Below are 13,543 nucleotides of genomic sequence, written 5' to 3'. Positions count from 1 at the left end.
AAGAGGTTTTTTATGACTAAATTATTTTTTTTGTTAAAAAGCTCCCTTGAAGCCTTCCATTAATTGATCTACTTGTGTATCTACCATAAAGGAAAGTTTCACTTTATCCCAGCCAAAGGTAACTTTGGCAACTTTATTGTCCTCTGCGGAAATGGAATAAGAAAGTCTTTCTTGTGCGTCCATGGTTTTTGCAGGACTTACTTTTATGGCCACAGCATCATCACTTGCTAGAGCAGTTGAATTTACTTTTTCATCCTGAATATAGGCGTAGATAGCATTGCCTTTGCTGTTGAGATGAATGGTCCAGTCACCGGATTGTGCAGGAGTAATAAATACAGAGTATTTACCAGCGTTTACTGTTTTTCCTGCGATGTTTACGGCTGTACTGAATTCAATGGTTGTTGGTGCATTGGCACCGGCTCTCCAAGGAGTACCATAAGGAACGAGGTCACCAAATACAGTTCTACCTTTTACTGCAGGTGAGGAATAATCTATACTAATCTTAGTGAAGCCTACATTTTGTGATACGGAGCTTGATGGGCTTGGTGCTGGGGCTTGAAGCTGGGCATGGGATTGATAAGAGGCTGAAAAGACCATCAAAATAGATAGTGTCAAAGCCAGGTAAAGAGATTTCGAATTTTTCATAAAATTGGGTTTCTGAGTTGTAAAAGGGGAAAGATACAAAAGGCTTGTGTAATTTCAGCTTTTTTACATTATGATTTTCATGACATTTAAAGAAGTTGACCAAGTGTACAAATAGGTAAACAATGTAAATTCCTGTGTTTCAACACGAATAAATAATGTTCCAAATCGAAATTGTTAGGCACCCTCAAGAGCGACCTTCCTTTGCCTTGTTTCAATCCGGTTAAATAAGCAGCTGAAAGTGGTTTGGATAAATGGAGGGCTATTTTCGCTTTCAGTATTTAATTTGATGGCTTTGTAATGGGTGATTTTATTCCTTAGCAGGAATGTTTTCATTGTGAATTTTTAATTTTTCGAGTAAAACTACCGACTTGCTAATTTTATTGAAATTTAAAGTAACACCTATCAATAATTGACAAGTCTTTTCAATGATGGTAGGGTCTTTTTCATAGATTAAAGATATTAATTGGAAAATAAAGGTTAATTTAGTATTAAAAGATATTGCATTTCCTTTAATGTTTTGTAATATTCATTCAATTGTATTTTAAAAAATAGGATGAAATAAGGAATGCATCTCCAAATTAATGAATTTGTTAAAATAAATCTTTCGAGAGAGAATCCGGTTAAGTTTGAAAGGTAAAAGAGTTGGATTGAAAGTAAGAATAATAGTGAATCCGAAACAGGGGTACGTAATTGAATAAGATTGCTCTTGGTCACAATTAAATAAATGAATAAAAAGCCAACATACCAAGAATTAGAAAATCAGATCGCCGCACTCAAAAAGCAAAATGAGGTACTTCGATCCAAAGCTTCCGTTCTAGGAGAAAAAGTAAAGCAAGATATTGAATCATTAACGATTAATGAAAAGGAGGAAGAAAGCGAGAAGTTCACACATACAGTACTTAACAATATGGGTGATTCTGTATTCGTAAAGGATGATCAAAGTAAATTAATCTTAGTTAATGATGCCTTTTGTGAAATTTTTAAGCTTTCAAGAGCTGAGGTAATAGGGAAAACATTGGCTGAAAATGTTCCTCCGGATGAGCGGGAAAGTTTTTTAAAAATTGATAACAAAGTACTTAAGGATGGAGTTGACAATACAAACGAAGAGTCTCTTACAGTAAGAGGTCAAACCAGAATGATTTCCACTCGAAAGTCACGGTTTATTGATGCTTCAGGAAAAAAGTTTCTAATTGGGGTGATTCGTGATATTTCCGAAAGCAAAAAAGCAGAACTGGCCTTAAAAAAAAGTGAGGGGCGATTCAGAGAGATTAATGCCACCAAGGACAAATTATTTTCAATCATCGCGCATGATTTAAGAGGCCCTTTTAATAATATAATAGGCCTTTCGGAATTGCTCTCTAAAAATGAGCATGAAAATGTTGCTGACAATGAACAATCTGAAAAATACATAGAAATAATAAATTCGACAGCTAAAAGTACCCTGACTTTACTTGATAACTTATTGAATTGGGCCAATTCTCAAACCGGTGGACTAAGCTTCAGGCCAGAAAAAATTATTTTGTCAGAAGTTATCCTTGAAATAATAGATCTTGAGAAAACGCTCTCAATTGCTAAAAATATCACTTTGAAATATACCACGACAAAAGAAATAGCATTTTATACTGATGAAAATATTTTGAAAACTATTTTGAGAAATTTAATTTCAAATGCTATTAAATTCACAAATCCTGGAGGAAATATAAATGTTATAACGGCTACAAATGAGCAGCAGGTTGAAATTACTATTGCTGACAATGGAATAGGGATGAGTGAAGAAACAGCTGATAAACTTTTTGACATCTCCACCAATATCACCTCTTTAGGCACCGCGAATGAAAAAGGTTCGGGACTTGGTTTAGTTCTTTGCCGGGAATTTGTAGAAAAGCTTGGTGGAAATATTTGGGTAGAAAGTGTAATCGGAAAGGGTAGTAATTTCATCTTTAATTTGCCATTAAATTTTAAAAATAGGATCAATGTATAATTATAGAATTACTATTAAGTCACTAAACCCAAATCACCTTCCCAGATATAAATTTGCAATGCTTTTAAAAAGGGTAAAATTCGATTGAAAATTCTTTTTGTCTCTTGCTGTCAGGTATTTTTATCACCTTTCCTGTAATAATTCTAATGCCTTTAGAAGAAGGTGGGTAGCAACTCTTTTGTTATTACTACTTTTAGGATTATAAAAAAAAACGACCATACTCGAAAATTGAAAAACATGAAGTATCAAAAATCAATTTATTTACTTTTTATATTTACAATTACAATTCTTGGATCCTGTGATAATGGAGATAACTGTCTACAACAAACTTGGTATGAAGATGCTGATGGAGATGGGTTTGGCAATCCAAACAGTACACAACTAGTGTGTACGGCACCTTCTGATTATGTTTCTGATAATACTGATTTTGATGATGATAATGCCACAGCTTATCCAGGAGCAGATGAAATATGTGATGACAATATTGATAACAATGGTGATGGTGAAATTGATGAATGTGGTTTAATTGGTAAAATAGTTGGGGTATGGACATCCAATTTTGGAGACCCTTATACAATTACTAGTTCGTTTATAAATATAAATGGGAGTATCTTTGAGATTTTAGTTGTTGGTACTGATTACGTGATCTGCCGTAACAGCTTACTTAATTCCTTTAATGCTGGTTTGTATAGTAAATTTGTTTTCACTCAATTGTCAACAGATAAGTTTTACTTTTGTCAACCATTTTATGATAGCGAATCTCAATCTTATATTGAGAATACTACTGATCCTACAAACCCCAATGATTTAAATAATGGCTGTGGTAGCTTTTCATGGGTAGAACTGACCAGAGATTAAAACGATTGCCTTCTACTTCATCTGAGGTCTCTTCCAGCCATCAGATAAAGTGGTAGTCTACTCAAAAAAAAACTACTGGGAGATGAAGGTAAATTTAAACAAAAAACGAAATGTCTATAACAAAAGAGTCTGATCTAATCGGAATGAAAAAAATTAGCGAAGTAGTTGGAACTACACTCAAGCTAATGAGAGAATTCGCTAAAGTTGGAATGTCAACCAAAGAATTAGACAATTACGGAGGCGAAATTTTGAAAAGTTTTGGAGCAAAATCCGCCCCTTATGAAACCTATAAATTCCCTGGATTTACTTGTATCAGTGTTAATAAAGAAGCAGCACACGGTATACCCTCTGTAAATAAAACATTAGTTGAAGGTGATTTGATCAATATTGATGTTTCTGCCGAACTAAATGGTTTCTGGTCAGACAATGGAGGTTCATTTGTAATTGGAAAGGATATTCACAACCATCAACCGCTAATAGATGCCTCCAAAAACATTTTACAAAAAGCCATTAACAATATAAAAGGAGGAGTTAAAATTGCCGACATTGGTTATTTAATAGAAATGGAAGCCAGGAAATCAGGCTTTAAGGTAATCAAAAACTTAGCGGGACATGGAGTAGGAAGGAGTTTGCATGAAGCACCTGAAGATATTCTGAATTACAGGGTTAGAAGCAATAAAAACCGCTTTAAGAAAAATACGACCGTAGCAATTGAGACTTTTATTTCAACAAAATCTACTTATGCTGTTGAACTAATGGACGGGTGGACATTGGTAGGAAACAAAGGCGGATATGTAACCCAACATGAACAAACAATTCTGATTACAGATGGTGCCCCTGTTATCCTTACAGCGTCCAATGAGCTTTGGAATTGAGAATGACCAAAGTACTAATGCACCAAAAATGAGGATTAAAGTGAATTGGGAATGCTTTCATTCAATCTATTCATTAGAATAGAGGGTTTAAAATTTGCTCAATTATTAAATCTCAATATGAATACATTGAAATGGCTTTCTTTGTCGATATTAATTAATATACTGGTTTTTGCACAACATGCGAATGCTCAAGAGCATTTACTAGAACGTTTAGCGTCTCCAGTTATTTTTGCGGGTAACGATTCAGTAGCTTACAGAGACCCTGCGGTTTTATTTCATGACGTACCTTTCACCTTTATTATACGGTGGTAAGGTCTGAAAATGGGCTTATTTATTCCTATACAGCAACTAGTCATTCCAAAGACCTAATCTCCTGGAGTCCAACCAAAATAATCACGCCAAAGGATCAAAACTTAAATTTCAGCAGCCCCGGAAATGTGATTCGATTTGAGGACGAATGGATTTTAAGTTTACAGACCTATCCCAGACCAGGATTGGGTGATAAAGACCCTGTTATGTACGGGACTTCTGATGCAAGGATTTTCATAATGCGTAGCAAAGACTTGGAAAATTGGAGTGTGCCGGAGCTTTTAATGGTAAAGGGTAGGGATATAAAAGAAGCTGACATGGGAAGGATGATTGATCCTTATATAGTTGAAGACAAAGATGAAAAAGGAAAATGGTGGTGCTTCTACAAGCAAAATGGAGTAAGTATGTCTTACAGTTATGATTTGAAAAATTGGAAATTTTGCTGCAATTCCCAATCGGGAGAGAATGTTACTGTACTTACAGAAAACGAGGAGTACATTTTGTTCCACTCACCGCATAATGGAATTGGGATTAAACGCTCTACCAATCTTGAAAAATGGAAAGATTGGGGAGACTTGATAGTGCTAGGTCAAAAGGATTGGAATTGGGCTAAAGGAAGAATTACTGCTGGTACGGTGATTAACCTCTCTGATAATCCCAAGTTCGGTAAATACCTTATGTTTTTTCACGGTTCAGGACCGAAAACAGAGCAAGAAGGTGATTTTGATAAAAACGCTTCAATTGGGATCGCTTGGAGTGAAGATTTAACAACCTGGGGATGGCCTATAAAGGTTTCCAACTAGGAACATCTCTCAAGAAATATAAGTGCCAAGATAAATCCTATGCTGGGTAACTTGTGATAGTGGATACGTCTTTCCAAATCACTGAGAAATATTACGATAATTTAAAAATTATGCAGGCATCAAGAAGAAAATTCTTTACAAAACTTGGGTTAACCGGATTGACCGGATTAAGTTTTCCGAGTATTCTTTCCGCAATCAACCCCAAAGGTATGACTCAAAATGATAGTAAATGGAATGGTTTAACAATATTGTTTCAAGGGGACTCAATTACAGACGGTGCACGAACAAGAAATAAGGACTGGAACCACATAATGGGACATGGCTATGCCTACCTAATTGCAAGTCGACTTTGGTTTGATTACCCCAAGGAAGATTTAATGTTTTTCAATAGAGGCATCAGTGGAAATAAGGTAAAAGACCTTCTAGAACGCTGGCAAAAAGATACCATTGACCTTAAACCCGATATGCTGAGTATTTTAATAGGTGTGAATGATGTATCTAGAATTATTGCAAATGAAAACTCAATTGAAACGTGGCATGAAAACTATAAAACGCTTTTAGATACAACAAAAAAGAACTACCAAATACCAGTCTTATTCTATGTGAACCGTTTTTACTTCCCGCAGATTGGGCAAAAGAAAAAGTGGACGCATGGGAAACTGTGATTCAAGAAATGCAGGTTATAGTCCGTCAGTTGGCGAAAAGCTATAATACCATTCATGTTGAATTTCAAGAACCACTAAATAAAGCTTGCCAGAATGCACCTGCAAAATATTGGGTTTGGGATGGGGTGCATCCGATGCCTGCAGGACATGAATTAATGGCGCGTGTTTGGATCAATGAGGTAAGTAAAAAGCTTGATTTTATAAAGAATGCTAATTGAGAGGAGTCAAATAGATTTTTCAGTTTGAGAGGGAGTAGGGCTGCAGAGGTGAAAAGAAATAAAAATTCTCTTATGTAACAAATGTAACTGTAGGTGTAAAAACAAAGTCACATCTTTACATAACAATCCTATTACAGAAAAGCCAAGCATTTTTTCAAGACAATTCTTGGGCTAAAAAAATGAGGCATTTTCTAGTTCGATTGAATGGTAGGAGAAACCTAAAAAAATAGAAAAAATGAGCGTAATAGAAATAATCAAAGGTAAACAAGGTACTATTGTAGATGTAAGAACTCCCATGGAGTTTAGCGGTGGAAATGCAGAAGGTTCAATTAACATACCTTTACAGGAGCTGGATAAAAGGATTGAGGAGTTGAAATCCTTGAAACAACCCCTAGTATTGTGTTGTGCAAGTGGGGGTAGAAGTGGACAAGCTACCCAATTTTTAAAGCAGCAGGGGATTGAGTGTTTCAATGGAGGCTCTTGGTTAGATGTTAATTATTACCAAACTCAAACAGCATAAAATAATGATAAATACAATCAAAAAAATCTTTGGTTTTGGACCAAAAGTTGATTTTGCCGAATTGGTGAAACAAGGGGCTATTATTTTAGATGTTCGGAGTAAGGGTGAATATCAAGGTGGTCACATAAAAGGGTCAACCAATATACCCGTGGATACGTTAAGTAGTAATCTAGGTAGGTTTAAAGACAAAAACAAGTCGATAATTACCTGTTGCGCAAGTGGTATGAGAAGTGCTTCTGCAAAAAGAATATTAAAAGCTAACGGTTACAATGAAGTTCACAATGGTGGAGCTTGGAACAGTTTACAAAATAAGATTAAATAATCATTTTAAAAGATAAAGGATAATGAAAAAAACCAATCAAATTGGACTCGACGCAGTTAAAAGTAAATCCTTGGCTGAAGGCCTAAACAATTTACTTGCAGATTATATGATGTTTTACCAAAACACCAGAGGTTTGCATTGGAACATTAAAGGCGATAAGTTTTTCGAGTTGCATTTGAAGTTCGAAGAACTCTACAACGATTTACTTTTGAAAGTAGATGAAGTTGCTGAAAGAATATTGACATTGGGGGCAACTCCTTTACACACATTTGACGATTACAAAAATGTTGCGAAAATTAAGTGTGTTAAAAATGTTTCAGATGGAAAAGAAGGAGTTCAAACCATTCTGGAAGCCTTTGAAACAATAATTTTAAAGCAAAGAGAGTTGTTGTCTCTTTCTGCTGATGCAGATGATGAAGGTACCAATGCCTTAATGAGTGATTACATTAGTGAGCAGGAAAAGTTGGTTTGGATGTATTCTTCTTTCTTAAATAAATAGCATTAAAAACAATCTTTAGCTTCCCTATTTTGAATGATTCATTCATAAATAGGGAAGCTTTTTTGTTGTAAACGGTCAGAAGAATTCGCAATCAGAAAAATGCAGATTGGTTTTCTCATTATTGAAACTTTTTTTACTAAATTTAAGGTGTTTATCAATACTATTGATCGGAAATAGAACTTGATTCTTATAGTCTTTTTTAACTTATCAATAATTTTAATGGATCAAATTTCGAAGCGCTTATCAACAGATCTTTACCGATTAGGGGTAAGAAAAGGGGACCATTTATTAATTCATTCCTCACTTAACGCTTTGGGGAGATTTCCCGATAGGGCTGAGAAAATTGTTAAAGGTGTTTTGGATTATTTGGGTGATGAAGGAACATTATTAATGCCTAGCCTTTCCTACAAAACAGTACATAAAACACAGCCGGTATTTAACGAATTAACCACAGCTTCTTGTGTTGGAGGTTTAACGGAATTTTTCAGGACTTATCCGGGTGTGAAAAGAAGCATTCATCCCACTCATTCCGTGTGCGGTTTGGGAGCCAAAGCAGCGTTTCTCTTGAATGATCACTTAAAAGATGAGACACCCTGTGGCCCTTACTCACCCTTTGCCAAATTACCATTGGTTAAAGGGAAGGTAATGTTTCTTGGATGTGGAACACGTCCCAATACATCCATGCATGCAGTCGAGGAAAAATTCGTGCCACCTTATTTATTTGGCGAAAAGGTTGACCATGAACTTCAGCTTTCCAATGGGGAAACCTTAAAGAAAACCTATCAAAGGCATGGTTTTAAAGGGTATGAACAACGTTATGACCGTCTATTTAACATTCTTGACCTTGGGGATTACAGAACAGGAAATGTCTTAGAAGCCAAAAGTGTTGTAATGGATGCCAGGGCCATATGGGAAAAAGGGATCCAGTATTTACAACAGGACCCCTTTTATTTTGTAGACAAGGCAAATTAATTATTGGGCATTGACACTACAGCCACAACTGCTGTGCGTGTTGCTCTGAATACTTTCATGCCATGGAAAGGCTTCATGAAACAGATTGTTCTCCCAATAAAAAGGCATTCTTTCTTTAGGTTCGTTTCCAATTTCATCCATGGTGTTTGCCTTATAAAGCCTTCCATTGATCATTGTATGGGTGATGGTATTCGAGTTATTGATGTCATCTAAAGGATTTTTATCCATAATGACCAGGTCCGCTAATTTACCTGCTTTTAAAGAACCAATGTCTTTGCCCAATCCAATATACTCTGCACCATTTATGGTCGCTACTTTCAATGCATCATGGTTGGACATGCCTCCCTGAACAAAACTCCAAAGTTCCCAATGAGCTCCCAAACCTTGCAATTGCCCATGTGCGCCTAAGTTTATTTTCACTCCTTTATCGGCAAGGGCATTGACTTGTTTGGAAGTGAGGATATGGCCATTTTCATATTCCTCATCAGGTGCCATGGTTCTATGTCTTGACCGGCCATCGATTACCCCTCTGGGTGTAAAACGCAAAAGCTTTTCATTTTCCCATACATTGGTCTTTTGGTACCAATAATTCTCACCATTAAGTCCACCATAATTGACAATGAGGGTAGGGGTGTAGCCAACTTTTGACTGACTCCAGAATTCAAGTACATCTTTGTAAACTGGCGCTATTGGAATATTATGCTCTATGCCTGTATGGCCATCCTGGACCATAGACATGTTATGGAAGAAGGTTGAACCTCCCTCTGGCACTACATTTACCCCGAGTTCTCTGGCGGCTTGTAATACTTGTTGTCGCTGGTCCCTTCTTGGTTGGTTGTAGGATTTAACGGAGCCTGCTCCAAATGCTTTGGTACGACGGATAGAGGACTTGGCATCTTCTAGTTTATTGATCACAGCCTTAAAATCTCCATCGGCGCCGTACAGAATAAAACCTGTACTGAAAATTCGTGGCCCTACTAAACTGCCATTCTTTACCATTTCAGACAAGGTGAATACGGTTTCGCTGTTGGCAGAAGGATCATGGGATGTGGTGACACCAAAGGCAAGGTTGGCATACAATTGCCAGTTTTGTTTCACCGTAAGCCCATCTCTAAAGGCACCGATATGTGCATGTGCATCCACCATGCCTGGCATGATCGTTTTACCATTCATTTCATAAACTTTCGCGCCTTTTGGTAGCTTTATCTTATCAGTTTCTCCAATAGCCAGGATCTTGGACCCATCTGTTACAATGGTACCATTTTTAATGACCTCATCTCCCTCCATGGTGATAATTGTGGCTCCGGTAAATGCTATACTGCCTTCTGGTTGATCCACATCTGCACTAAGGCCTATGCTTATACCTTCTTCCCGAAGCTCATTTTCCTCTTCGGTATCTGCGCCTAAAAAAGAAAATTTCTCATTCAGATTTTTGCTGTAATACTGATCCCCCAAGCTCCAATGAACGGTCTTGCTGTCTTCAGCCCAGTGAAGGTAAAGTCCAGCATCCTTGTCCAGGGTTGCAACCGGCACTGATTTACTATTGTCATCAAGATTATTGGTTTGCCCATTGAGGACGAGGGGAGCCACATAAGCTTTATGAAGGTGAATGAAAGCGACCCATTTATTGTCCGGACTAGGAACCAGTCGATTGCCATATTTTGATTCAATATGCGTTCTTTCATCTTTTCCATTTAGGTCCACCGATTTTAGACTTTTGGTTAGATTTCCAAAGAACTTGCCACCTGTTTGGAAGAAAATCCTATCATCCCCTTCTGCAAAGGATGGATAATCTCCATCAGCGATAATAAATTTACTTTTACCTGTTTCTAAGTTAAGGGAATAAATTCCAGGGTTTTTGGTGAATGTTCGCCCTTGATCACGGTTGCCACCTTCTTTTCTGTATACCAGGCTTTTCCCGTCTTGGGAATAAGAGGGATGTCTATAAATACCCTTTTCCTGGGTTATGGTGGTAGTTTTTTTGCTTTTCAGTTCAATTTCTGCAATTGTACCCTTGTTTAAATCATTCCAGGTAACAAAAACAATCTTTTTCCCATCCGGAGAAAAAGAGGGCTCCGCTTCAAAATCTTCTCCAGAGGTTAACCTTTTAGGTTTGCCATTGGGAAGCTCTTTTGTCCAAGCATAACCCAAAGCCCTAAATACAATGGACTTTCCATCAGGGGAAGTACTTACATCCCTGATCATCTTGGACGTGAAAGTTTCTCGCTCGATTTGCTGTTCAAAGTGTACTCTTTTAGCCAAAGGCAGGTTTGCGGCAACAGAGAAAGGGATGGTGCTTTGACTAAGGTTGGAGGTGTTTATTTTTTGCAATTTTCCTTTCGCCCATATTACCAACTCATCGCCTTGAGGCATCCAGGAGAAACCTGGATAAACGCCAAAAATGGCCCAAGCTGTTTGCTGGTCTTTGTTTAACTGGTCATAGACTGGCCACTCTTCACCAGTTTTCAAATCGTGGACATACAATACTGTCTTTGTTCTTACCCTTTTCACAAAAGCAAGTTTGCTCCCATCAGGAGATATTTGTGGCCTTGCGGCCCCTCCAGGGCCACCAGTTATTGTTTCTATTTCTCCGTTTTCAAAATCGTATCTCTTGATGACATAAATTTGGCCGTTGGGATCCCGGTTGTATTGAAAACTGCCTCCCGGAGACATGTCTTCACTAAAATAAAGGTACCTGCCATCAGGCGAAACGGAGGGTTCATTTACATCCTGCTGGTCATTTTTTCTTTTGTTAGCTGTAAGCCATCGCCGCCACTGATGTGGTATTGCCACATTTCTCCTGCGCCAAGGGACCTGCCAGAAGAAAAATGCTTTCTTGCAATCAAGAAATTGCCATCGGGCATCCATTCAGCGTTATTGAGTAAGCGGAAGGTTTCTTTTGTGATTTGTTTTGGTTCGGTTCCATCCCTCTTCATAACCCAAATATTGTCTCCTCCGCCTGCATCTGAGGTAAAAGAAATCCATTCACCATCTGGACTGAATCGCGGTTGAACATCAAAAGGCATTCCGGTTCTCAAAGGCTTTGCCGAGCCTCCATGGATAGGGATAGAGTAGATGTCTCCTAGCAGATCAAAAACTATGGTACTGCCATCAGGACTTACATCCAAATTCATCCAGGTTCCTTCATCCGTAGTGAAATTAACTTGATCAAATTCCCAATCGCCATTTGGCTCGGAAACATTCCAATCCGTTTCCTCCTGAGCTAATAAAGGTGACAGCAGAAATATGCCTACCATCCATACTATTAAAAACTTTCGCATAATGATTGATTTTTTACTTGCCTACACAAAGATATAGGCAATAAAATGAATAACTTATAGATGCGCCAACAATTTGGCCATGGACTTGTTTGTATTATGATGAATCTAACAGAAAAAAAAGTTGTGGCCATTGCAGGAGCTACAGGGTATATAGGTAAATGGTTTATGGACAGGTTTAAGGACCAGTACCATATCGTAGGCCTCAGTAGAAAGGAAGTGGAAAACAATCCTCAACCAGAGATAGAATGGAGGCAGGTGGAGTTGTATTCCATTTCTTCCACTACCAAAGCATTGGAAGGTGTGGACTACGCCATCTATTTGGTGCACTCGATGAATGCATCTACCAGACTTAATCAGGGTAGCTTTGAAGATACGGATTTGCTTCTAGCCGATAATTTTTCAAGAGCTGCTACGGCAAATGCTGTGAAACAAATCATTTATTTGGGGGGTATTTTGCCGAAAGGAGAACCTGAAGAAGAATGGTCGCAACATTTGAGAAGTCGCCTTGAGGTAGAGGAAACCTTATCTACAGGAACTTCTGCTTTGACAGCCTTGAGAGCAAGTATCATTGTGGGGCCTGGAGGTTCTTCCTTTGATATGATCAAGAACCTTGTGAAAAAATTACCTGTTTTGATTTGCCCGCAGTGGACAGAATCAGAAACCCAACCTATCTCGCTAAAAGACACACTCACCATAATTGATGCCTGTTTAGGAAATGAAGAGGTATATGATAAAGCCATAGAAATAGGTAGTCCTGAAGTAATGACTTACAAGGAAATGCTAATCAAGACTTCTATGGTGATGGGGAAGAAAAGGTATGTGTTTTCTGTTCCTTTTTTCTCTCCTGGCTTGTCAAAATTATGGGTAGGGTATTTTGGGGAAAGTCCTTCCCAGCTTGTCTCTCCCCTGGTGGAAAGTTTGAAGCATACGATGACGGTATCCAAAGAGCTTGCTTTTGATGCAGCTCCTATTGATTACCAGAATTATGAGGAAGCGGTTAAAATTGCTCTGGAGACTGAAAAAGAACCTTTGCTACCCTCTTTTAAACCCCTTAACAAGCAAAAAAACACGGTTAGAAGTTTTCAGCGTTTACCAAACAACCTTCGTAAAAGTGCCTACTGGGCTGCGAACAGGTACATGATTTGGTTGCCTACTTTTTTTAAATCTATAATAATAGCAAAAGAAGACAAGGAAAGGGTCATTAGTCTTTACATCTCTTTTATTAAAGTACCAATGCTTCAATTGTCATGGGTGAAGGACAGGAGTGATAAGAAAAGACAGCTTTTTTACATTTCTGGCGGCTGGTTAGTAAGTCGATCAAACTATGGTTGGCTGGAGTTCAGAGAGGTGTTGGGTGGTAAATATATTATTTCTGCTATCCATGAATTTGTACCTAAAATCCCATGGTTCTTTTATGTAAATACCCAAGCAAGGTTACACCTTTGGGTGATGAACAGGTATGCAAAATACCTTAACAAGATAATTAAGAAAAAAGGACGTTTAAATTGAAACCGAATAGATGGTTTATGGCCGGATGAGTTTAAAAGAATAAATGAGCAACTTTCACCGATTAAAGTCCAAAACCTTCAATTAAG

General features: G+C 37.7%; 14 protein-coding genes. 11 read left to right on the top strand and 3 right to left on the bottom strand.

The genetic code is table 11. The features are described 5' to 3' along the window. Positions 1–33 precede the first annotated feature (33 nt). On the bottom strand, positions 34–645 hold the full coding sequence (locus ADICYQ_RS16935; RefSeq protein WP_020889872.1) for a DUF2911 domain-containing protein: 612 nt from the start codon (positions 643–645) through the stop codon (positions 34–36). 724 nt (positions 646–1,369) lie between these two features. Here ADICYQ_RS16935 and ADICYQ_RS16930 point away from each other — a divergent pair. From ADICYQ_RS16930 to ADICYQ_RS16885, 10 genes are all read left to right on the top strand, one after another. After that, on the top strand, positions 1,370–2,626 hold the full coding sequence (locus ADICYQ_RS16930; protein ID WP_020889870.1) for a PAS domain-containing sensor histidine kinase: 1,257 nt from the start codon (positions 1,370–1,372) through the stop codon (positions 2,624–2,626). A gap of 237 nt (positions 2,627–2,863) precedes the next feature. Continuing rightward, on the top strand, positions 2,864–3,484 hold the full coding sequence (locus ADICYQ_RS16925; RefSeq protein WP_020889869.1) for a putative metal-binding motif-containing protein: 621 nt from the start codon (positions 2,864–2,866) through the stop codon (positions 3,482–3,484). Between the two features lie 110 nt (positions 3,485–3,594). Next, the gene (gene map / locus ADICYQ_RS16920) at positions 3,595–4,359 is read left to right on the top strand and encodes a type I methionyl aminopeptidase (protein ID WP_020889868.1); all 765 of its coding nucleotides are present in this window, start codon (positions 3,595–3,597) and stop codon (positions 4,357–4,359) included. 305 nt (positions 4,360–4,664) lie between these two features. Next, positions 4,665–5,471, top strand: a complete 807-nt coding sequence (locus tag ADICYQ_RS16910) for a hypothetical protein (protein ID WP_020889867.1) — start codon at positions 4,665–4,667, stop codon at positions 5,469–5,471. Positions 5,472–5,581: 110 nt separating this feature from the next. Beyond that, positions 5,582–6,136: an SGNH/GDSL hydrolase family protein gene (locus tag ADICYQ_RS27810; protein WP_020889866.1), complete on the top strand. Its 555-nt coding sequence runs from the start codon at positions 5,582–5,584 to the stop codon at positions 6,134–6,136. Continuing rightward, positions 6,115–6,354: an SGNH/GDSL hydrolase family protein gene (locus ADICYQ_RS27805; protein WP_200861906.1), complete on the top strand. Its 240-nt coding sequence runs from the start codon at positions 6,115–6,117 to the stop codon at positions 6,352–6,354. The genes ADICYQ_RS27810 and ADICYQ_RS27805 overlap by 22 nt, the downstream gene beginning before the upstream one ends. Before the next feature lie 235 nt (positions 6,355–6,589). After that, a complete protein-coding gene (locus ADICYQ_RS16900; RefSeq protein ID WP_020889864.1) occupies positions 6,590–6,874 on the top strand; it encodes a rhodanese-like domain-containing protein in 285 nt (94 codons plus the stop codon). Between the two features lie 4 nt (positions 6,875–6,878). Beyond that, on the top strand, positions 6,879–7,196 hold the full coding sequence (locus ADICYQ_RS16895; protein WP_020889863.1) for a rhodanese-like domain-containing protein: 318 nt from the start codon (positions 6,879–6,881) through the stop codon (positions 7,194–7,196). 22 nt (positions 7,197–7,218) lie between these two features. Next, positions 7,219–7,695: a Dps family protein gene (locus ADICYQ_RS16890; protein WP_020889862.1), complete on the top strand. Its 477-nt coding sequence runs from the start codon at positions 7,219–7,221 to the stop codon at positions 7,693–7,695. A gap of 219 nt (positions 7,696–7,914) precedes the next feature. Beyond that, on the top strand, positions 7,915–8,667 hold the full coding sequence (locus ADICYQ_RS16885; protein ID WP_020889861.1) for an AAC(3) family N-acetyltransferase: 753 nt from the start codon (positions 7,915–7,917) through the stop codon (positions 8,665–8,667). Here the strand turns inward: ADICYQ_RS16885 and ADICYQ_RS16880 are convergent, their stop codons facing one another. Both ADICYQ_RS16880 and ADICYQ_RS29830 read right to left on the bottom strand, forming a co-directional pair. Further along, positions 8,668–11,460, bottom strand: a complete 2,793-nt coding sequence (locus ADICYQ_RS16880) for an amidohydrolase family protein (RefSeq protein ID WP_316929319.1) — start codon at positions 11,458–11,460, stop codon at positions 8,668–8,670. Then, positions 11,391–11,948, bottom strand: a complete 558-nt coding sequence (locus tag ADICYQ_RS29830) for a TolB family protein (RefSeq protein ID WP_316929318.1) — start codon at positions 11,946–11,948, stop codon at positions 11,391–11,393. The genes ADICYQ_RS16880 and ADICYQ_RS29830 overlap by 70 nt, the downstream gene beginning before the upstream one ends. 60 nt (positions 11,949–12,008) lie before the next feature. Between ADICYQ_RS29830 and ADICYQ_RS16875 the strand changes: the two genes are divergently transcribed. Further along, a complete protein-coding gene (locus ADICYQ_RS16875; RefSeq protein WP_020889858.1) occupies positions 12,009–13,457 on the top strand; it encodes an NAD-dependent epimerase/dehydratase family protein in 1,449 nt (482 codons plus the stop codon). Positions 13,458–13,543: the final 86 nt, after the last annotated feature.

The sequence above is a fragment of the Cyclobacterium qasimii M12-11B genome (genome assembly GCF_000427295.1).
Classification (GTDB): domain Bacteria; phylum Bacteroidota; class Bacteroidia; order Cytophagales; family Cyclobacteriaceae; genus Cyclobacterium; species Cyclobacterium qasimii.
This window is presented reverse-complemented; position numbering and strand designations above follow the sequence as displayed.

Bases quoted from the DNA above. Each gene is read 5' to 3' on its own strand.
- ADICYQ_RS16935 (WP_020889872.1), bottom strand. From the start codon at position 645: ATGAAAAATTCGAAATCTCTTTACCTGGCTTTGACACTATCTATTTTG.
- ADICYQ_RS16890 (WP_020889862.1), top strand. From the start codon at position 7,219: ATGAAAAAAACCAATCAAATTGGACTCGACGCAGTTAAAAGTAAATCC.
- ADICYQ_RS29830 (WP_316929318.1), bottom strand. From the start codon at position 11,948: ATGCGAAAGTTTTTAATAGTATGGATGGTAGGCATATTTCTGCTGTCA.
- ADICYQ_RS16925 (WP_020889869.1), top strand. From the start codon at position 2,864: ATGAAGTATCAAAAATCAATTTATTTACTTTTTATATTTACAATTACA.
- ADICYQ_RS16930 (WP_020889870.1), top strand. From the start codon at position 1,370: ATGAATAAAAAGCCAACATACCAAGAATTAGAAAATCAGATCGCCGCA.
- ADICYQ_RS16895 (WP_020889863.1), top strand. From the start codon at position 6,879: ATGATAAATACAATCAAAAAAATCTTTGGTTTTGGACCAAAAGTTGAT.
- ADICYQ_RS16900 (WP_020889864.1), top strand. From the start codon at position 6,590: ATGAGCGTAATAGAAATAATCAAAGGTAAACAAGGTACTATTGTAGAT.
- ADICYQ_RS16885 (WP_020889861.1), top strand. From the start codon at position 7,915: ATGGATCAAATTTCGAAGCGCTTATCAACAGATCTTTACCGATTAGGG.
- map (WP_020889868.1), top strand. From the start codon at position 3,595: ATGTCTATAACAAAAGAGTCTGATCTAATCGGAATGAAAAAAATTAGC.
- ADICYQ_RS16875 (WP_020889858.1), top strand. From the start codon at position 12,009: ATGCGCCAACAATTTGGCCATGGACTTGTTTGTATTATGATGAATCTA.
- ADICYQ_RS27810 (WP_020889866.1), top strand. From the start codon at position 5,582: ATGCAGGCATCAAGAAGAAAATTCTTTACAAAACTTGGGTTAACCGGA.